Origin of the sequence: Sphingobacterium suaedae (genome assembly GCF_042684625.1) — a bacterium.
Lineage (GTDB): Bacteria > Bacteroidota > Bacteroidia > Sphingobacteriales > Sphingobacteriaceae > Sphingobacterium > Sphingobacterium suaedae.
The window spans coordinates 281,003-302,531 of the sequence record NZ_JBHULR010000015.1; the positions used below are offsets into that span (position 1 = coordinate 281,003).

The following is a 21,529-nucleotide window of genomic DNA, read 5'->3' on the forward strand; positions in this document are numbered from 1 at the left end:
GATCATGAAGAGATATTTAATATACACATTAGTCGTATTGGTAAGCAACTTGATGCTTGTGTCATGTATGGATTCCTATTTAGGGATAGAGCAGTTGGACCTAGGCACCGATAGACCAGAAAAACTGACCGTGGACAAAGTGGTGCCCGCAGCGGGCGGCTTAGAAATATATTTTAGCTTACCTGCAGGAAATCCGAACCATGCACAGGTTGTTGCGACATACAGAAATAAAATGGGTGGCCAAATGGAATTTAAGGTTTCGCGTTATAGCAATAAGATATTGGTCGAGGGGTTTACAGGCACGGATGAAGTGACTGTTGATCTGGCCGTGGTAGACGAGAGCGGCAATAGGTCAGATGTTACGCAGGTAAAGGAAAAACCATTGTTATCGCCCGTAGAAATCGCAAGACAAAGTTTGGCTGCCTCGCCAGCGTTCGGTGGGGTTAAGCTGGAGTGGAAAAACCAGCAGGCCCACCGCTTTGCGATTCACGTGTTAACAGAAGATGAGATACAAAAAGGTGTTAAAACGTTGATTGAAGATCCTTCTAAAACGGTCTATAGTTCTGACTCCTTGAATACGGCTACTTATTTGAGACAATATGATAATATAGAGCAGAAATTTGGATTTGTGCTTTCGGATAAATGGGGAAATAGAACCGACACATTGATCCAGCTGATAACACCTTATAAGGAAGATATCATAGATTTTAATCGGATAGAAGCTGTGTCCTATTTTAATCCCACATATGGAACAACAAGCAAAGACTATGCAGAATTTGGGGTTGATCCGCTAACAGGAATACAGAATGATGCAACCACACATAGCGCGACGTTTGCACCCCAGACAATGTTTAATGGAGTAACAACTGCGAACGACTTTCTTGCCCGCAAATTTTACATGCAGGCTCCCGGCGGGGAACGTACCTATCTTAATGATGTGTATGTGACCTTCGACCTGCATCAGGATCTGAGGCTTAGTCGTGTACAGATCTACCCTCGGCCTTCGTCAAGCTATTTGTATTCCCGATCGAGTGTGAAAAGATTTAGGATTTGGGGAACAAATGACGCTAATGCGGCGCGCTGGTCGAAATTTCCAGATGACTGGACATTAATCGGTGAATACGTAGGGAAAATGCCGGCCAATCCGGCAAGTATCACGCAGGAAGAAACCGATTACTTTTACAGCAGACAGGAATATGCTATTTCAGAAGATAATGTCAACCCCGAGGCTACACCCACTGCTTCTTTTCGTTACATGCGGATTCAACTTATGGAGAGCTATACTGCTACCGAAAATTTTTACACGATCAATGAGTTCAAGATGTTCGGTGAGGTGATCCAGGCTTATTAATTAACTGTTTTGAACTATTGTTATATGAAGAAAAATATATCCCGTATTATCGGCGCAGTGTTTTGCGCGATGTGTGTCAGCTGCGATAATGCCGACGAGCTATTGGATCAATATATTGAAAAAGGCCCCATCATCTATGCCGGCCGTATAGAAGAGTTGAATATTAAGTCTGGCTACCAACGGGTAGGAATACGTATACTTCCGGCTGAAGATGTGAACAGAGCTTATTGCATGATGCGCTGGAATACGGCTGCGGGGACAAAAGATTCAGTTAAGGTCGAGTATACGGCAAGTAACAAGCTTGACGGAGATGAAGGCTATTATGCCGTGTTACCCCTGCCTGACATAGAAGGAAATGTGCTGATTGAGGCGTGGAATGTCGATGCTTTTGGAAACAGATCGTTGTTGACAAATAAAGGAGGATATGTATATGGTGAGAATTATGTACAAACACTTATGCCGTCATTCGCACGCTTTATTTCCAAGGACCAAGTTATAGAATTTGACAACAAGATCGGTGCAGTCGACAATTTAGTGAGCTATGAGCAAACTAATGGACAGTTTACCGATGAGATCCGCGTAGTGCAGCGGCTCACCTTGGTCAATCCCAAAAAAGGGGGCGTCGTTCGGAGTAGGACGCGCTATCTAATAAACGAAAGTGATATTGATACATTGGTTACCCCCAACTATCTAGAGACGGTGATCTCTGGGGATCAGGTGGTGGGTCAATAGTAAAAAAAAGATAAAATACGGTACAATGAGAAATATATATATAATTCTGACAATTTTTCTGTTGGACATGCTGACAGGTCAGGCTGGCTTTGCCCAGAAAAAGGAACAAGGGATACATGATGGAGTGGAGACAATGCAGGGGTTCCGGAAAACGTCGCCATTTTTGTTGGATGGTGAAAGGTTAATGTTCTTAAAAAAGTTTCAGGTCTACGCTGATAGTTTGAAGGCCGAAACCTTTAAAGAGTACTTGAAAAAACCTGAAGGGGAAGCCGTGCTGATGGAATCACAAATACCCATGATTTATTGTTACCGGGAGGCGTTTGACAAAGTACTTCACGAGGTGAAAAACATGAAGGTCAAAAAGGGGACGGCATTGGTTTGGCTACTTTACAATATGGGATTCATTGTCAAGACACCATCGGGGTGTTTCGGTATTGATGTGGAACATCGTTTGGCCGAACAGTTCGCACCATACCTAGATTTTTTGGTTATCACGCATAATCATGGAGATCATGCCCATAGGAAACTGATGGAAGCCATGGTGAGAGCGGGAAAACCTGTTGTCACCAATTTTTACGAGGGCTGTACGCAATATAAATCGACAGAAGCAGCAAGTTACAACATTGGCACATTTGAGATCCGTACAGATATTTCCAGTCACCTGAGAAGTCCAAAATTTCCTAATTTCGTTATGTCCATCCGTGTAGACTGCGGAGAGGATTCTGGAAATTTCTCCGTGCTGTCCTGTGGGGATTCGGGATTTGAATCGGATCGCTTCGCTAATGTCCAGGGAGATGTTGATATGCTGATACTCCGATGGGGCGCTCCTAGGGAAAACGATATCATAGGCAGAAAGAAAGGATTAGTAAACCCTCGTTATGCGGTGTTGTCCCATTTGATCGAGTTGCGGCACGAGCCTAAAGGTCAGGCGTCAATTACCCAGACGCTAAAACATCTCCCCGGCGTGAATTGCGAAAATACTATACTGCCTTTCTGGGGCGAGCGGTTTGTATGGAAAAATGATAAATTGAGATAATAAAATAGGTATAATGTAGCGCACGGGCACCTGTGCGCCACATTACCTTAACAAAAACATAACGGCACTCGGTCTTTATTTTCGTAAATTAATCAGTATTTTTATACTACTTGTGAAACAGAGCGAAAGACAGTCTGCTAAATGTATAAAACACCTTCAAATGCTACAGTTTGGCAACGAACTTGGACTGCGGTATTTTATGTCTAGGTTTGCCGAGGGGCTACATTTTTTTGCGTACAGTATCACAAAAAACAGGGAGGTGGCTGAGGAAATTGTCTCTGAATCCTTTTGTAAGTTATGGCTGGGACGCACAAAAGCTGTCTCGGTTCAGGCCGTGAAATCGTATCTATATTTGGTGACGAGGAATGCATGTTACGATTATGTTGACTCTACGTACTATAAAGCTGTAGACCTAGGCGAAGAGCTTTTGTGGAATAAGATAGAAAACCGTTCGGATATACTTACTCAGATAATCTACAGCGAGTTGATTGAACAAATCGTAAATGAGTTGGAAAAACTACCGAAATATCAAGCAGAGGTGTTTCGTCTAGCTTACCTGGAAGGATTGGATACACAAGAAATTTGTGCGTTATTAGGTACAACGGCCAATAACATCTATTTTGCTCGGTCTAAGGCGCTCAGTGCTTTGAAGCTTGTGTTTAAGAAAAAAGATATTAGCCTGTATGGTGCGTTATTGATACTAAAAATCTTTTTTCTGGAATAGCATCGCATCATTCTTTACTATTTTTACGTAATGGAGCGTAAAACCCGCCCATTGTTTACGTGGGTGGGATGTTAGCGACACTCCGTCACACGTACATTGTGAATACTAACCCTGCGTATTTCTTCGTCAACTAGACCAGAATGGTGGCGTATTTTTTAGCGGACTATCCATAAAGATAATGGATTATATCTATTTGCATATAAAAATGGTTCAAGTCTTTGTATTATATGCTTTTACATATAGCGTGATATTTTTGTTATCTTGGTATGTAAAAGCATATAATTATGAATGCACTTGCGGAATTTGTAAAGTTAAAACGGAAACAATTAAGTCTTACGCAGGAAGATTTAGCTGAAAATGCTGGGGTCGCCTTGACCGTTATACGTAAAATTGAGCAGGGAAAGGAAAATTTAAGTCTGACAAGAGTAAATCAAGTTTTGATGCTTTTTGGACATGTTTTGGGACCTATAAATTTTAAGATATATGAGGCAGGAAGTCGTTAGAAATGGTAATTCATTTGCCGGTTTAGTTACCGAAACAGATGATTGAACATAAAATATTTTGATATAACGAAGAGTTGGAAATTTAACGGTAATGAGCCGTATTACCTTATCGTTTAAATGAAATTGAAACTCTGGCAAAAGAAGCGATTCAAAACTATAACGCTGAATTACCAGAGGTAGCAATCGGAAATAGTAATCGCTCGAAGCAAGCGCTTAAGGTAACCCAATCTTGCAAAGATTGGGTTACTCTTTTATATATGCCTGCTGACGCGGTTATCGCCAAGCTTTGTACTGATTGATCAGTCCGTTTGTAGAAGAATCGTGCGTGGTAACCTCTTCCGATCCATGTAATTCCGGAAGAATGTTATTGGCTAATTGTTTGCCAAGTTCTACGCCCCACTGATCAAAACTAAAGATATTCCAAATAACACCCTGGACAAAAATCTTGTGCTCGTACAAAGCGATGAGCGATCCGAGTGTAAACGGTGTTATTTTCCTGATGAGGAAAGAGTTTGTCGGTCGGTTGCCTTCGAATACCTTAAAGTTCTTCAAAGCCTCCACCTGCTCAAGGGTCTTTCCGGCTTTTTGTAATTCTGAAATCACCTCTTCTTCTGTTTTGCCATTCATCAAAGCTTCCGTCTGTGCGAAAAAGTTGGATAGCAAGAGTTGATGGTGATTTCCAATCGCATTGTGCGAAACGGCCGGTGCAATAAAATCACAGGGAATAAGTTTGGTGCCTTGGTGAATAAGTTGGTAGAACGCGTGCTGCCCGTTCGTGCCGGGTTCTCCCCAGATGATAGGCCCCGTTTGGTAATCAACACGGTTTCCATTGCGATCAATGTATTTTCCGTTACTCTCCATATCACCTTGTTGGAAATAGGCGGCAAAACGATGTAAATATTGGTCATATGGAAGAATCGCATGACTTTCGGCATCAAAGAAGTTATTGTACCATACGCCTAGCAAGCCTAAGATGACGGGAATATTCTCCTCGAATCCTTCGGTGCGGAAATGCACATCCGTGGCATGTGCACCTTGTAGAAGCTGCTCGAAGTTATCGTATCCAATTCCCAAAGATATTGACAAACCAATGGCAGACCATAAGGAGTAACGACCGCCGACCCAATCCCAAAATTCAAACATATTCTGTGTATCAATGCCAAACGAAGCAACACCTTCTTCGTTCGTACTTAAGGCAGCGAAATGTTTAGCGACGTCTCCTTGCGCAGCGCCAGATCCTAAAAACCATTCTTTTGCAGAAGATGCATTCGCCATCGTTTCCTGCGTCGTAAAGGTTTTGGACGCGATCAGGAACAACGTAGTCTCTGGATTTAGATTCTTTAACGTTTCGGCGATATGGGTGCCATCCACATTCGATACAAAGTGCATGTTTAGACGTGTCTTATACGCTTTTAATGCCTCTGTGACCATAACAGGACCAAGGTCTGAGCCCCCAATTCCGATGTTGACAACGTCAGTAATTTCCCTACCAGTATAACCCTTCCAGTCGCCAGAAAGAATACGGTTGGTAAAATCTTTCATGTGCGCAAGAACAGCCTTAACCTTTGGCATCACATCTTCGCCGTCTACGATAACCGGTTGCTCTGACTGATTGCGCAAAGCAGTATGCAATACTTGCCGGCCTTCAGTCACATTGATGCGTTCACCATTGAACATCGACTGTATGGCTTCTTCCAATCGGCACTCCTTTGCCAGCTGCATGAGCAGTGCAAACGTCTCATCATTTATTCGGTTCTTTGAAAAATCTAAGAGAATATCGTCAAACTGTCGAGAGAACTTTTCAAACCGCTGCGGATCTTCCGCAAATAGGTCCTTTATACTCTTCTCGTTGATGGAGATATAATGATCCGCTAAATATTTGTAAGCTTGGGTTGTGGTGAAATCTACGTTAGGAAACATAAGTGTCTTTTTTATTTTGATCAAAGATAAGGAATGCAGTTTTCAAAAAAAACTGTGCTTGGCGATAACCCTTTGTAAGACGAATCATTATGCCACGGAATCACTATTAAAAAAATGTCACTGGAAATATGTATTTTGGTAGGCTAACACATGTTTTTATGTCCATAAGTGAAATTGCTAAGCACCTTAAGGTATCGAAATCCACCGTATCATTGGTAATTAACGGAAAAGCTGAGCAGGGTCGTATTAGCAAGGCTTCTGCTAAGCGTATTCTAGATTATATTGATGAAATAGGATACAAACCTAATGCATTAGCAAAAAGCTTAGCCACCGGGAAGTCACGGACGATTGGTTTAATAGTCGAGAATATAGGCGATTCCTTTTTCGGACCCATCGCCTTATATATTGAGGAATATTTGCGTAAGTATGAATATCAGGTACTCTACAGCAGCACGCTTGGAAAAAACGATATCGCTTCGGAAGTAGTACAAACCATGATGGACAAACATGTCGATGGTATTATTCTCGCCCCAACAGACAAGCAAGAATTTGATGTACAACGTATAATAAAGCAGAATATCCCCTTGGTTGTTTTTGATCGTAAAATACCCGAGATCGACACCAATTACGTAGGAACAGACAACTATCAGGCCAGCCGAAATGCGGTGGAATATCTTATTGATCAGGGATATAAGCATATTGGATTAATCACCATCCCGTCGGGTCAACCACAGATGCTTGACAGATTTCAGGGATACAGCGATGCCATCGAACAAAAGAAGTTGAAGCCTTACGTACTACGGACATCTTTCATTGAAAAAGATGATAGGCCCGCTGTCGTAATCGGCAAGTGGTTACAAGACAACCCACAGGTTGATGCTCTGTATTTTAGTACCAACTATGTTTGTGTTGCGGGGCTTAAAGCCATCAAAAATCTGAAAAATAAACGTTCTGTAGGTATAATGGCCTTCGATGACCACGAGATTTTCGAGCTAGTCGAACCCCAAGTATCATGCGTTCGCCAGCCATTAGAAAAAATTGCTGAACAAGTGGTAGGAATGCTTGTCAGGCAGTTAAAAGACAAAGGTGCTCCTTTAGAAGAAAAAATAATCCCCGCCGAGCTAATCGTACGAAAAAACCAAAAATAAAAATTTGGAGATCAACTGGAAATATCCTAGTTTTACCGCAACAGCAAAACCGGTTTTGCTGTTGCGCTAATCAACCGCTATAAATCATGTCACAGAAAAACAGTATTATCGCCGTCGGCGAATATCTAGTACACAAATATCAACTATGGGATTGCCAGTAATTATTTGCCTAGACATCGGCGGATCTCATATCACCGCTGCAGCAGTGCACAGAGAGAATGATATTTTTATCCCAATCCGAAAAGAGAGAGGCGAGGTGGATAGCATGGCTGATCGGAAGCAAATATTGGCTACCTGGGATCGTGTGATCAGAAGTGTTGTGGAGGAACAGAACCAAAACATTGAAGGTTTTTTTGTATCCATGCCTGGTCCTTTCGATTATGAAAGGGGTATTTGCTTAATGGATGGAATGCACAAGTATCAGTCTTTGTTGCATATGGACGTGAAATCCCACTTCAGTACCACATTTGACGTCCCTTGCGAAAATATTTACTTTCTCAATGATGCCGAGGCATTTTTGCTGGGAGAGATCCATCACCATAACCTAGGGGCTAAGCGTGTCGTCGGACTAACTTTGGGAACAGGACTGGGATCAGCGATCTATGAACATCGGCAGGTACGTGATTTAAATTACGGATCCGCGCCATTTAGAGAAGGCATAGCGGAAGATTATATTTCTACACGTGGTATATTGACCTACGTAGAAAGGTTAGGCCTCCAACGCCCTGAAAATGTAAAAGCATTACTGATCAATGAAACAGACGAGTCAACAAAGAGTGCCGCCTTTGCATTTTTGGCTGCCGCTCTTGCTGAGTTCCTCAGTACCTATATCGCTCCATTGCAGCCCGAGGGCATTGTCCTAGGAGGAAGTATTACCAAGGCGCATGAGCGGTTTTTGTCCGCGGTTCAAGATAGGATGTCTGTACCATTATACGTGGCATCATTTGACGAATGGAATTTATTTATTGGACTAGCATCAACTATTCACCTATGAAAAATGTATGGAAATTTGCACTGATAGCTTCCTTAGGGGGCTTTCTGTTTGGTTTTGAAACAGCGGTAATCTCCGGGGCCGAGCAAATAATTCAAAAGCTGTGGCAATTAGACGCTTTCTGGCACGGATTAACGGTATCTATTTCACTACTGGGTACAATATTCGGCGCAATAGTTGCCGGTCGATTTTCCGAAAAATACGGAAGAAAGCCGGTGTTACGCGCTATTGCACTTTTATATTTGTTTTCGGCAATAGGATGTGGCTGCGCTCCGTTTTGGAGTATGTTTCTGCTATTCCGCTTTTTAGGGGGAGTCGCTGTTGGTATCAGCTCGGTAGTGGGGCCTGTTTATATATCTGAAATTTCACCGGCACATAACCGCGGCAAGTTAACCGGACTTTTTCAGATTATGATCGTTACAGGGATTTTTATTGCTTATCTGACAAATTTTCTTTTTGCCGGTACGGGAGACGCGGCGTGGCGGTATATGCTTGGAATTATGGCCGTACCCTCAGCGTTATTTTTCATTCTGTTAAGGAATATTCCGGAAAGCCCACGTTGGCTAAGCCGACATGACCGTATGGAGGAAGCTGGCACCGTGTTCAGTCAGACCGGACAACATGCTTTACTAGATGCGGAAAGAGATTTGGGGCGATCGTCAAGAGTATCCCTTTGGCAAAAGAAGTATAGCAGACCGATACTATTTGCCGTCCTTCTGGCATTTTTCAACCAAATGACGGGTATTAACGCGATCCTTTACTACGCTCCGCGAATTTTCGAAATGGCAGGATTCGACGCGCAGCTTGCGTATCTGCAACCTATATTTATTGGCGGTACCAATGTTTTATTTACCTTCTTAGGTATGACGATCATCGATCACGTGGGGCGTAAAAAATTATTATTACTCGGAGCGATTGGTATGTTTATATTTCTATTATTGACGGCTTATGGTCTTAAAGGCCAACAATCTTCATTGCTCCTGTTTTATATCATTGGTTTTATCGGATCTTTTGCGTTGTCGCAGGGTGCTGTTATTTGGGTTTTTTTAGCGGAAATCTTTCCTAACGAGATACGTTCCGCCGGCTCGTCTCTTGGTAGCACTACTCATTGGATATTCGCCGCCATCATATCCTGGTTGTTCCCGGTAATCGTTGAGGGCATCGCGGATGGGGGATTTTATATCTTCCTGTTTTATGCCGCAATGGTCATCGTATCCTTTGTCTTTATCCTGTTTTTGCCCGAGACAAAAGGAAAAACGTTAGAAGAAATTTGATTAGTCGGTCATCAAAGGTCGTAAACGGCAGCTCTCGGAGGAGCTTTAGAAGGTTCTATCAATAATTGGGTACACTTTCATAAGGTTTTTGCTATTCCTAATTGCTGAAATGCGATCTGTTTTGGATTTTTTAAATTTTGGTACTAAGCGCTTTTTGGGGCGATAACCTTAATTCAACTAACTCCAGAGACCGTTGCGTTATCCGGGGCATTACCAACATACAAATCGATCATTTCATGGCAAACAAAAAAAATAAAGATTTTTTAGGATTATAAAATTATATCTAATACATTTGTTAAACCGGTTTAGTTATATAGCTAATCCGGTTTTGCTAACAATTTTTAAAACCAGAATATAAACCATTCAATATGTTTAGAAAGTCGAATTTAATACTGCTCGCCAGTATATTGCTTTTGGCAACTTCCGCCGTACAGGCGACAACATTGCGTGGGGCATGGGGCCACATGGCTGATCAGGTGCCGGTACGGGGGAAAGTAGTCGACGAAAATGGAAGTCCTATTCCTGGAGCAACTGTAGTGATCGTTGGAACCACCGTTTCGGCCATGTCAGATGTACAGGGTAATTTTGCCATCCAGGCCAAGATTGGAGACAAGTTGCGGGCAACATTTGTTGGATATAGCGATTCAGAGGTGTCTGTAGAAGAAACAGAACTGACTATTCGTATGTCTTCTGACAACCAGTCATTGGACGAGGTTATTGTGGTAGGATATGGTACCACAACACGTAGATCTGTCGTCGGTGCCGTTGATCAGATTAATGCCAAAACGATCGCGGATCGGCCCGTTGCAAACGTTACTCAGGCTCTTCAAGGGGCTTCTCCTAGTTTGAATATACAACAGCGGAGTATGGATCCGAATAGTAACACGATGAACATTAACATTCGTGGTATTTCAACAATGAACAGTAACGGCCCGTTGGTGGTTATTGACGGGTTAATAACAGACGTAGGTACGCTCAACAAACTCAATCCTGCCGATATCGAGAACGTGTCAGTCCTAAAAGATGCCGGTACAGCAGCAATCTACGGCTCCCGTTCAGCCAACGGGGTGATTTTAGTTACTACAAAGACAGGAAAACAGAACCAAAAGCCGCGTGTTACATTATCTGCGCTGACTGGAATGCAAGATCCACAAATTCTTTTTTCACCGGTCATGGGATATCAAAATGCCACATTAAAAAATTTAGCATTGACCAATGTTGGAAAAGATCCGGAATTTACTCCCGATCAGATACAAGACCTTTATGATAACCGCGCTACGGAAGTATGGAATTACGACCAAATAATGAAGTCTTCTCTCCAGCAAAATCACAATGTAACCATATCAGGTGGTGGCGACCGCTCCACTTACCTTTTCTCTGGAGGGTATTTGGACCAACGGAGCAATTTTGTGGGCAACAAAGACTACGGCATAAAACGCTTTAATCTTCGGTCAAACCTGTCCACTGAAATCGGCATCGTTAAGCTGAGCGGTATCTTGGCTTATGCACGTAACAACGGGCTCAGTACGACGGCAGGAAATGCAATCATTAACTCGTCGCGTATACCTCCATACTATTATTATCGCATGCAGGCAGACAATGGACATTATTTAATAAATAATGCGCTGACAGACCAAAATCCACTTGCGGAACTTCGGGAAGGAGGATATACCAAAAACGGAAATGATTATTTCAATGCGAATATCGCGCTTGATGTCAAATTGATGGATGGCCTTAAACTCCGTGGTGTCTTCGGGGCAGATATCAATTCCGATCATCGATTTATACGTCGTATTCAAGTGCCGCTATATGCCAGTGCAACGGCTGAAAAACCCTCAGTATACGTTAACTCTACTCGCAATACAGAAGATTTCAACGAAAAAGCATCTATGCTTAATTATCAGTTAATGCTTGATTATAACAAAACATTTGGAAGCCACGAAGTAAAAGGGCTTTTTGGAGCGACCAATGAATCATATACGCGAAGACAAAATGAAATCAAGTTGAAGTTCACGGATCCTATTTTAGGTACTCCAACTACGGGTACAGAGTTCGATCCGACTAGTCGGACATCCCTCGACGGGACGTATGAAACGAGTATCACTTCGCTGATCGGCAGGTTGAATTATGCATTCGCCCAACGTTATTTTTTGGAAGCAACATTCCGCTACGATGGTTCATCGCGGTTTGCTAAGGCTACCCGTTGGGGATTTTTTCCGTCAATTTCTGCTGGATGGCGATTATCAGAGGAAGATTTCATGGAAACCTACCGGGAATCGGTTGGAGAGTTGAAAATACGTTCTTCGTACGGTGTTCTTGGAAATCAGGATATGGATCCATATCAATTTTTGACCCGCTATCAGACAGTGAATAATAGTTACGGGTTTAACAATAAACCGGTCAACGGGGCGGGTTTTACATATGCGAATGAAAATCTAAGATGGGAGAAAACCAAAAACTTTAATATCGGATTGGACGCCTCTTTTTTTAGGAACAAACTGACAGCTAGCCTCGATTACTTCCATAAGAATACAACTGATATTCTCATAACGCCCGACATCCCTTCAACTTTTGGTACACAACTCAGCAAAACCAATATTGGAGAGATGACTAACCAAGGGTGGGAGCTTGTGCTTGCATATCGTAACAGTACAGGCGATTTTCAGCATGGAATTTCAGCAAATATCGGTGATTCCTACAACAGGGTCACTTACTTTGAAGGAAAGGAACAATTTTCCGAAGCTGATCGAATACGGAAGATCATCCGAGAAGGGTTGCCGCTAAACTCGTATTATGGTTATAAAGTTCAGGGGCTGTTTCAGAATATGCAGGAAATTGAATCAGCTGCCTTACCCGTTGGCGTGACGGCTTCTGATCTGCAACCTGGTGATGTTCGGTATATTGATCGTAATGGAGATGGCGTAATAGATTCTAAAGATCGATTCGTGCTCGGTCATGGTTTCCCACGGTATAGTTTCGGCTTGACTTACGATTTGGCTTACAAAGGATTCGATTTTAGCATGTTTTGGCAAGGTGTTGGTAAGCGCGATATGATGATTCGAGGTGAATTGGTAGAGCCATTTCATGAGAACTATTCGTATGCAATTTACAAGCATCAGCTCGACTACTGGACGCCAACCAACACAGATGCAACTTGGCCTAGATTGACGGCTGCGGGCTCTACATCAACCACGAATAATTACCAAATGGAATCCGATATCTATATGTTCAATGGTAGCTATGCCCGTCTCAAAAATATTCAGATGGGTTATACGATACCGCGTGAGTGGGCAGGTCGCCTTCATCTGGAAAAGGCACGTATTTTCGTAAATGCTCAAAATCTACTGACGTTCAGTCTCAACTCTTGGATAGACCCCGAGTCATCTGAGTTCGATAGCAATATGAGTGGGAGCGCCAACAGTGCGCGAAATTATCCGACATTGAAATATTACGGTGTAGGATTAGATATTCAGTTTTAACAATACGACCATGAAAAAAATAATTCAATTTTTATGCGGAGGAGGAATACTAGTAGCTAGCCTGTTTTCCTGTAATACATTAGATCCGCTGCCGACAGATGACTTTACCGACGCCAACTTCTGGCTCTCGACGGCCAATGCGGAACAGATGGTTAATATGGCTTACAATCAGATGTATTCGGCGGATAAGATGTGGAATGACGAAGCGTTGAGTGATAATATTTTTGAAGGACGATCTAACACTGATCAACGCTCAATTCGGAATGGGATTTCCTCACCCACGCTTGGCCGTTTAAGTGCCGAATGGTCAGAAGCCTACGGGGGTCTAAAAACATGCCACGTTTTTTTGGCAAATATGGATCGAGTTCCTGATGCAACAGATAACTGGAAAAAGCGAAAAAATGCCGAGATTCGGTTTATTCGGGCTTTTCTTTATTTTCGATTGATAAATTTTTTCGGCGATGTACCTTTCTTCACCTCAGATATCACGGTTGAAGAGTCAGCAACTATAAAGCGAACAGCTAAGTCAACGATCTTGGCTTTTATCCATGAGGAATTGTCGGCAATAAGTCCAATGTTACCCAAACGTGAAGATTTAGCCGTCGACGATCGAGGTCGTATCACCCGTGGAGCTGTCCTTGCATTCCAAGCTCGAGCATACCTTTACGAAAGTAATTGGCAGAAGGTGGCCGATTATTGCGACAGCCTCATGAATGATCAGGAGACATATGGTAGTTATGACTTGTTCCCAGACTATGCTGGTCTCTTTAAAGCTGCTAATGAGTATAACCAAGAAGTCATCTTGGACTATGCTTACGTTCCATCCTTAAAAACTTGGGCAAAGCTTTATGATGCGGCTCCACTTTCAGCGGGAGCTCGTCTAAATGCTTATGCTCCTCTACAGAGCCTAGCGGATAATTACATAACGTTGAAAGGCTTTACTATTGCTAATGATCCAGACTACTCGGAATCAGACCCCTATACCAATAGAGATCCTCGTATGGAGGCTACTCTTGTCTTTCACGGTGGGCAATGGACTGATTTTAATGGGACTACCCGCACAATTTTTACCAAACCCGGCACTGGGGGCAACGACACAGAAAAGATGGACATATATTCAGGTGCCGCCGCCAACACTTCACCGACGGGATACTACGTAAAAAAATATTACGATCAAACCGCGACGCAAACATTTGATGCAGGGCTGAATATTATCATGTTTCGCTATGCAGATATTTTGCTCATGTATGCGGAAGCAAAACAGCAACTCGGACAATTTGATGCTACAGTGTGGGATCAAACTATACGTCCTCTCCGTGAACGAGCAGGTTTCACAGAATCTACAGCTCTAGATTACCCTTCGGCGGTCGGAACGGCGGATCTGACAACCTTAATCCGTAACGAACGCCGTAGCGAGCTCGCTTTAGAAGGATTGCGATACTATGATATCATACGTTGGAAGGCAGGCAAAGAATATTTAGATGGACCGGTATATGGAGCGCGATTCGCCAACGGTAATAGTGACTATATTCGCCTGGATACCCGCCGGTTCGATGAAAACCGTGACTACTTATGGTCTCTTCCCCAGTCGCAAACAGACTTAAACAGAAATTTGTTACCAAATAATCCAGGCCACGCCAACTAAAAATATAAGCTAACAAGCCATGAAAAGAATATTTAATTTTATTTGCATTTGCACATTGTTATCCATGTTTGGAGCATGCAAAACAGACGATATGAACTATACAGATGTAGAGATCACCGCTGTAAACAATTTATTTGAACCCCTTGATAACAAAGCCGTCAAACTGGTGAGTTCCAGTACTGCTTCCTTATTTTTCGAATGGGAGACAGCTCTAGTACAAGATGGCGGTGCCCCGTTGTACGAAGTCGTATTTGACAAAGTTGGCGGTGATTTTTCGAAACCTCTGTATAAGCTCACGTCCAATAACCGGGGGTTTGCCAACAACGCGTATATAACCCATAAGGTTCTTAATACCGTGGCCGCGTTGGCAGGTATCAATCCTGGAGAAAGCGGAGACGTACAATGGACAGTGATTTCTTCCCGAGGAGTAAATCGCGTACAATCTACAACGGTACGGAAACTTAACATAACCAGCCTGGAAGGCTTTGCAGAAATACCAAATACGGTATATGTTTCTGGCGAAGGATCCGAAGGGGGTGCATCGCTCGCAAACGCTCTTCCATTCAAGCAAACAGCTCCCGGTGAATTTGAAATCTACACGAAACTGGAGGCAGGTAAAAAATATGTCTTTGTAGACCGACGAGATGGGAATGCTCGTATGTTTTACACAGACGATGAAGTGAAATTGAAAGAAGCGACAGAAGACCCGTCTATGCAAACAGAGCGTACCGGCATTTATCGCATTGAAATGGACTTCAATGTCGCCACGGTAAAATTTACCGAAGTGAAAACGCTGGGCTTATGGTTTTCCCCAGAAAATAAAGTGCTTTTCGATCTCCCTTACCAGGGTAAAGGCATCTGGAGCGGCACGGGTGTGGTAAACTTTAGACAAGAGAGCTGGGGAAAAGATGAACGGTACAAATTCCAATTGCAGACGATAAGCGACGGCAAGACGGCCGTGGAGCAGCTCGGCGCTAAGAATCCAACAGACAGTCGTCCCAACGCGTCGAGTGATCCTTCTTACTACCATATCAAACTGCTCCCTGCGGTCACCCAGTGGGATGACAAGTGGAAGTTTGCCGATGCTGTGGATGGCAAATCAACAACCATTCAGGTGATCCTGCAAGGAGATAAGGAGTATACACATATCGTATCGGTAAATTAACGGAAAGAAGATGAAACGAAGGAATTTTTTCGTCATGTTATTGGGTGTACTTTGTAGCTGGAGCTGCGGAAAAATAGAGGACCAATACCAATATAATGACGACCTGACCGTCTCCTGGGAGGAAATGGCTGACCAAACAACGCATACCCTGATACAACAGTTCTGGAATAACGACGGATATTTTAACTACGGAAGCGAGGGATCAAATCTTGACTTTCATTACTGGCCAAACGCCCATGCTATGGATGTGGTTATAGATGCTTATTTGCGAACAAATGATCCGAAATATAGTGCCTACTTCGGGAAGTGGTTTGACGGTGTGAAAACAAAAAATGGAGGCAGCTACTACAATGTTTTCTATGATGATATGGAATGGAATGCGCTTACCATGTTACGCCTTTATGAGATTACCAAGGAGCAGAAGTACCTGGATGCGGTCATGTTACTCTGGGAGGATATCATAAAAGCTTGGAATACCGAGTACGCAGGAGGAGGGCTAGCTTGGAAAAAGGACATGCTGTACTCAAAAAATGCCTGCTCCAACGGTCCTGCCAGTATTTTAGCTGCACGGCTTTATAAGCTCACCAAGGAAGAAGAATACCTGGACTGGGCTAGGCGCATATATGACTGGCAAAAAGATATCCTTTTCGATCGTGCCACGGGTGCGGTGTATGACAATATAAACGGCCAAACCGACGTAATCAGTACTGTTGCTTTGACTTATAATCAGGGTACATTTTTGGGTACGGCCGTTGAGCTTTTCGATATAACTAAAGATCCATTATACCTGAACGACGGACAAAAAATAGCGAACTATACCATTTCCAAGTGTATTGACCCGGGTAATAATGTACTCAGAAACGAAGGCGATGGGGACGGAGGATTGTTTAAAGGGATATTTATGCGTTACTTCGTACAATACCTACAGCGCGAAGGTATCTCCGAAGCGTTTCGCTTGAAGTTCGAAAGTTTCCTGCGCAACAATGCAAGGATAGCGTGGACACAGGGGACCAACCAACAGACTCTCCTCTTCGGTCCATCTTGGACACAACCGCCCGCTGGAAGTACACAGTTGACAAGTCAAACCAGCGCCGCGATGTTGTTCGAGAGTATAGCATTATTTGAAAAAAAATAAGAGGAACATGAAGATGAAAAAAACAGTCGCGATAGGTATAGCCTTGTTACTAGCAACCGGCCTATACGCACAAAAATCTAAAGGATCGATGAATCAAGAACGTGCCGAGGAGAGTCTTGCTACGATCGAAAAACGGTATGGAGTTTCCGATGGTACGCATCTTTTCCGGGAAACTTTTCCCTATGACGATACCTATAGCGCTACATATCTTGGTGGTGGGGATAACGAAAAGAAATCTAATCCGTATTCCTACTTATGGCCGTTTTCTGGCAGCCTATCTGCTTATGTAGCCTTATTGGAAACCTCCAACCATCAGAAGTTCAAAAAACATATTGATCAACAGGTACTGCCTGGATTGGAAAACTATTACGATCAACGGACGCCTGTGGCGTACGCCTCTTATGTGAACAGTGCGCCAGAATCGGATCGCTTTTACGATGATAATATCTGGCTTGGAATCGATTTTGTCGACCTTTACCTGCACACCAAGGAACAAGCCTATTTGGATAAAGCAAAGGAGATATGGACTTTTGTGGAAAGTGGTATGGATAATAAGCTGGGAGGAGGCATCTATTGGTGCGAACAACGTAAGGAATCGAAAAATACATGTTCCAACGCACCCGCTGTTGTGTATTTGTTAAAGTTGTATCAAGCCACACAATCTAAAGCATTTCTAACAAAAGCCGTTGATCTATACTCTTGGACTAAGAAAAATTTGCAAGATCCAAGTGATAAACTCTATTGGGACAACATCAGCCTTGAAGGAAAAGTTCAGAAAGCTAAATATCCATACAACACGGGGCAGATGATTCAAGCTGGTGCGCTACTGTATAAACTTACCAAACAAAAGCAGTTTCTGGTCGACGCGCAGGAGTCTGCCAAGGCCGGATTATCCTACTTTTTTTCGGTGAATCAAACGGAAAGTCAGCCGGTCGCTTATCCGGTTCTACGCAAGAGCGACAATTGGTTTATCGCCATTATGCTGAGAGGATATATTGAATTGTACCACCAAGATAATAACCCGCAATATGTAAATGCTTTCAAAGCTAACCTTGATCACGCCTGGACATTTATGCGTGATCAACATGGTTTGTTCGGAAAGGATTGGTCTGCAGAGAAGGCTTCTGCGGACAAAAAGTGGCTGCTGGATCAGTTTGCTATTGCTGAGATGTTTGCCAGGCTGGCCGCAATAAAATAAAAGCTGTTTCCAGGGCGCGAGTTATTGAATAAAAAGCACGGACTCCGGTTCTTCAAAGACCTGGAGTCCGTCCCATTTAACCAATGAAGTAATACTCCTAATAAAAGCTCTGATAATGAAAATTCTCCTTTAAGATTCTTTATATGCTTTCTTGAATACTTTATGATCTGCTATAGTCACTACAGGTATTATTCGGAGCGCTGGAGCCAGCCTTGGCATAAAAGATCTATACTGACAAGTCATGCAAATTAATTGGGAAATCAGAAATATACCTACCACAAACTGTCTGTGCATGGTACTTACCATGCAAATTTCAAAATCGGTGTGAAAAGGGTATTGATGTAGGTTGTATTATAGGCTTGATCAAAAAAACTTGGCAGATTTAAACGATATCATCACCTAGTCCCCAGAAGTTTTTACGGCATTAAATATAAAAAGGTGATTGATTCTACATTTTTGAAGTTTTACACTTACTTTTGGGAATGACGAAAGAACAAATTCAAGACTTGAGGGACAGAGTGGCGTCCCTGAGGAGGCATCTTTGACATTGATGCGAAAAAAGAAGAAATTGCTGAAAAGACGGAAATAACTTTACAGACAGATTTTTGGGATGACCCTAAGTCGGCTGAAAAAGTGCTTCACGAAATCAAAAACCTGAAAGTATGGACTGACCACTTCGACCAGGTTGCGGCCTCGGTCGATGATGTCGGGGTTATGTACGAATTTTTTCAATCAGGGGATGCGAGTGAGCAAGATGCCAACGACCAATACGGACAGGCGTTAACGCAAGTGGAAGAGCTGGAATTCAAGAACATGCTCAGCGCCGAGGAAGATCAGCTTGATGCCATCTTGCAGATCACAGCGGGTGCTGGAGGTACAGAATCATGTGATTGGGCAGCGATGTTGATGCGTATGTACATCATGTGGGGCGAGAAGCACGGATGCAAAGTCACCGAGCAGGACTACCAGGAAGGGGATGTCGCTGGAATTAAAACCGTCACTCTTCAGTTTTCCGGAAATTTTGCATATGGTTATTTGAAGGGCGAGAACGGAGTACATCGATTGGTTCGCATTTCACCATTCGATTCTAACGCCAAACGACATACTTCTTTTGCGTCGGTCTACGTTTATCCCCTCGTGGATGATAATATCGAAATTGACGTCAAAGATTCGGAAATAGAGTGGGATACGTTTCGTTCTGGTGGCGCTGGGGGACAGAATGTCAATAAGGTCGAGACAGCCGTTCGCCTGCATCACAAACCTACCGGTATCATCATCAAAAACCAAGAATCACGCTCCCAGCTCCAAAATAAGGAGAATGCGCTTCGGTTGTTGAAATCTCAACTTTACGAGATCGAAATGCGGAAACGCCAAGAAGCGTCCGCCGCGATAGAAGGGTCAAAGAAGAAAATAGAATGGGGATCACAGATTCGGAACTATGTGTTGCACCCTTATAAGTTGGTCAAAGATTTGCGTACGGGCGTCGAAACCTCCAATACGCAGGCCGTTTTAGATGGTGATTTGGATGAGTTTCTAAAAGCGTACCTAATGGAATTCGGTGGATAAAAAGCAAGCGAGGCTCATGTGGCCTCGCTCTTAAAACTTATTTTTCCACATCATACTTTCCACTGGTCGGATCGTCTTGTTGTTGTATTTTGCATTACCCTTGCTGTTATACATGGTTTCGATTTCGCCTTCCACGACAAAATAGATCAGTTGCCCAATTGGCATACCCGTGTATACGCGAACCGGCTGTGCGACCGATATTTCTAAGGTCCATGTGTTGCAAAAACCAACATCTCCTTTCCCCGCTGTAGCGTGAATGTCTATGCCAAGACGCCCCGTACTGGATTTACCTTCTAAAAACGGCACATGGCCGTGAGATTCAGTATATTCTAATGTAACTCCCAGATATAGCGTGCCCGGCTGCAAAACAAATCCCGTTTCCGGAATTTCAAAATGTTCGATTTCGTTGTGTTTTTTTGCATCCAGTACTGGATCTTTGTATGTGGCCAAGTATTTGCCTAGGTGTACATCGTAGGAATTCGTACCTAAACACTTCCGGTCGAAAGGTTCAATTACAATGGTACCTTTTTCAATTTCCTCTAAAATTCTTTTGTCTGATAATATCATCGTTGTTGCATGAGTATCCTCTCTCGCGTTACGCACTGAAAAGGGAGATCAAAAATACACTATTGCTTCTATTTCAGCAACTTTTTATGGTAGAGTACATTTTGAATAATTCAAAGGATTTTACACGACAATATTTTTCATCTTTAACGTGTTTTGTAAGCATAAATCGAGGAAGGGACATAAAGGTAAAATCACGTATGGCTAACCGTCGCAAAAACTGATACAATTTCCGTTGCTAGGTACTACTAAAATGTTTACTGAAAAAAGCTGCCTGCCTTACGAAATTATACTTTGAACTTATAAAGTAACATTTACCAATTTTTGCTTTTTCAATTAAATGTCGATCGTTTATATAAGTTATTGCAACGTGTTTGCTATTTACGTTTTACTTCTTACATTTATTGTTTGCAATAACCATTATTAGCAACGGGCAATATATCAACTGATATCAACATGGGATTAGTCTATCTTCGGGAATTAAATAGCGAAACGAAGTTCGCGATCTGGAAAATTGAAGAAACAACGGAAGAGTTGTTAGCTCGTCTGCAGCTAGATGAACGGGAAAAAGCAAAACTGGAAAGTCTAAGCAAAGGCAAGCGGACATTACACTGGCTCGCCACACGTGTATTGCTGCGCTATTTGCTCAAAACCGAAGAGTATATCGCTTGCCCCTCCGATGCAAACGGGAAACCTTATTTACCAGATTATCCATTTAAAATATCATTGACACATTCTTTTGACTATGCCGGGGTGCTGATGAGCACGCAGGGTGAATGCGGAATCGATCTAGAAATTGTGAAAGACAAAGTTCTGCGCATAAAAGAAAAGTTTATGAAACCAACCGAACTCGCCTTTATACAAGACAATAACGTAGAGCAGTTGTACGCTTGTTGGTGTGCTAAAGAAGCCGTTTACAAGCTTCAGGGCAATAAAGGAGTTTCCTTTCTTGAAGACATGAGTATTCTGCCGTTCCAGTACAAACCACAAGGTGTCATGACCTTGATGCTAAGAAAGGACAGGAAAACCCAATCTTTTCAGGTATACTATGAGAAGTTCCAGGATTACATGTTAGGGTATGTCGTAGCCGGCAGCTGA

At 42.9% G+C, this 21,529-nt stretch carries 17 protein-coding genes; 15 read left to right on the forward strand and 2 right to left on the reverse strand.

The genetic code is table 11. The annotated features are described in order from the left end of the window. Window positions 1-4 precede the first annotated feature (4 nt). From ACFSR5_RS16980 to ACFSR5_RS17000, 5 genes are all read left to right on the forward strand, one after another. Window positions 5-1,351: a DUF5126 domain-containing protein gene (locus tag ACFSR5_RS16980; protein WP_380905661.1), complete on the forward strand. Its 1,347-nt coding sequence runs from the start codon at window positions 5-7 to the stop codon at window positions 1,349-1,351. Window positions 1,352-1,375: 24 nt separating this feature from the next. Continuing rightward, a complete protein-coding gene (locus tag ACFSR5_RS16985; protein ID WP_380905662.1) occupies window positions 1,376-2,083 on the forward strand; it encodes a DUF4998 domain-containing protein in 708 nt (235 codons plus the stop codon). Window positions 2,084-2,108: 25 nt separating this feature from the next. Continuing rightward, on the forward strand, window positions 2,109-3,119 hold the full coding sequence (locus tag ACFSR5_RS16990) for a hypothetical protein (protein ID WP_380905663.1): 1,011 nt from the start codon (window positions 2,109-2,111) through the stop codon (window positions 3,117-3,119). Window positions 3,120-3,279: 160 nt separating this feature from the next. Then, on the forward strand, window positions 3,280-3,843 hold the full coding sequence (locus ACFSR5_RS16995) for an RNA polymerase sigma factor (RefSeq protein ID WP_380905664.1): 564 nt from the start codon (window positions 3,280-3,282) through the stop codon (window positions 3,841-3,843). Between the two features lie 284 nt (window positions 3,844-4,127). Further along, entirely contained in the window at window positions 4,128-4,346 is a 219-nt protein-coding gene (locus tag ACFSR5_RS17000) for a helix-turn-helix domain-containing protein (protein ID WP_380905665.1), read from the forward strand. Between the two features lie 273 nt (window positions 4,347-4,619). On the opposite strand, the gene pgi is transcribed toward ACFSR5_RS17000, so the two are convergent. Continuing rightward, the gene (pgi, locus tag ACFSR5_RS17005; protein ID WP_380905666.1) at window positions 4,620-6,266 is read right to left on the reverse strand and encodes a glucose-6-phosphate isomerase; all 1,647 of its coding nucleotides are present in this window, start codon (window positions 6,264-6,266) and stop codon (window positions 4,620-4,622) included. Window positions 6,267-6,424: 158 nt separating this feature from the next. Here pgi and ACFSR5_RS17010 point away from each other — a divergent pair, with 158 nt between their 5' ends. The 9 genes from ACFSR5_RS17010 (at window position 6,425) to prfB (ending at window position 19,867) form a co-directional block, all read left to right on the forward strand. Continuing rightward, a complete protein-coding gene (locus ACFSR5_RS17010) occupies window positions 6,425-7,414 on the forward strand; it encodes a LacI family DNA-binding transcriptional regulator (RefSeq protein WP_380905667.1) in 990 nt (329 codons plus the stop codon). Between the two features lie 145 nt (window positions 7,415-7,559). Next, complete coding sequence (locus tag ACFSR5_RS17015; protein WP_380905668.1) at window positions 7,560-8,408, forward strand: ROK family protein; 849 nt, start codon at window positions 7,560-7,562, stop codon at window positions 8,406-8,408. Further along, complete coding sequence (locus ACFSR5_RS17020) at window positions 8,405-9,679, forward strand: sugar porter family MFS transporter (protein WP_380905669.1); 1,275 nt, start codon at window positions 8,405-8,407, stop codon at window positions 9,677-9,679. Before ACFSR5_RS17015 ends, ACFSR5_RS17020 begins: the two co-directional genes overlap by 4 nt. 368 nt (window positions 9,680-10,047) lie before the next feature. Continuing rightward, a complete protein-coding gene (locus ACFSR5_RS17025) occupies window positions 10,048-13,158 on the forward strand; it encodes a SusC/RagA family TonB-linked outer membrane protein (RefSeq protein WP_380905670.1) in 3,111 nt (1,036 codons plus the stop codon). A gap of 10 nt (window positions 13,159-13,168) precedes the next feature. Then, entirely contained in the window at window positions 13,169-14,803 is a 1,635-nt protein-coding gene (locus tag ACFSR5_RS17030) for a RagB/SusD family nutrient uptake outer membrane protein (RefSeq protein WP_380905671.1), read from the forward strand. Window positions 14,804-14,894: 91 nt separating this feature from the next. Continuing rightward, window positions 14,895-15,968 (forward strand): SusE domain-containing protein, encoded by a 1,074-nt coding sequence (locus tag ACFSR5_RS17035; RefSeq protein WP_380905672.1) that lies wholly within the window; start codon window positions 14,895-14,897, stop codon window positions 15,966-15,968. A gap of 10 nt (window positions 15,969-15,978) precedes the next feature. Then, entirely contained in the window at window positions 15,979-17,103 is a 1,125-nt protein-coding gene (locus ACFSR5_RS17040) for a glycoside hydrolase family 76 protein (RefSeq protein ID WP_380905673.1), read from the forward strand. 7 nt (window positions 17,104-17,110) lie between these two features. Continuing rightward, window positions 17,111-18,301 carry a glycoside hydrolase family 76 protein gene (locus ACFSR5_RS17045; RefSeq protein WP_380905674.1) on the forward strand — a complete coding sequence of 397 codons (1,191 nt, stop codon included), beginning with the start codon at window positions 17,111-17,113 and terminating at the stop codon, window positions 18,299-18,301. A 482-nt stretch (window positions 18,302-18,783) separates the two neighbouring features. Beyond that, window positions 18,784-19,867 (forward strand): peptide chain release factor 2 gene (gene prfB / locus ACFSR5_RS17050; RefSeq protein WP_380905675.1). Its coding sequence is split into 2 segments (ribosomal slippage): window positions 18,784-18,843 and window positions 18,845-19,867, totalling 1,083 coding nucleotides; the frame shifts between segments, so codons are not numbered across the junction. Between the two features lie 30 nt (window positions 19,868-19,897). On the opposite strand, the gene dcd is transcribed toward prfB, so the two are convergent. Continuing rightward, window positions 19,898-20,434, reverse strand: a complete 537-nt coding sequence (dcd, locus tag ACFSR5_RS17055) for a dCTP deaminase (protein ID WP_380905676.1) — start codon at window positions 20,432-20,434, stop codon at window positions 19,898-19,900. Window positions 20,435-20,887: 453 nt separating this feature from the next. Between dcd and ACFSR5_RS17060 the strand changes: the two genes are divergently transcribed. Continuing rightward, the gene (locus ACFSR5_RS17060) at window positions 20,888-21,529 is read left to right on the forward strand and encodes a 4'-phosphopantetheinyl transferase family protein (RefSeq protein WP_380905677.1); all 642 of its coding nucleotides are present in this window, start codon (window positions 20,888-20,890) and stop codon (window positions 21,527-21,529) included.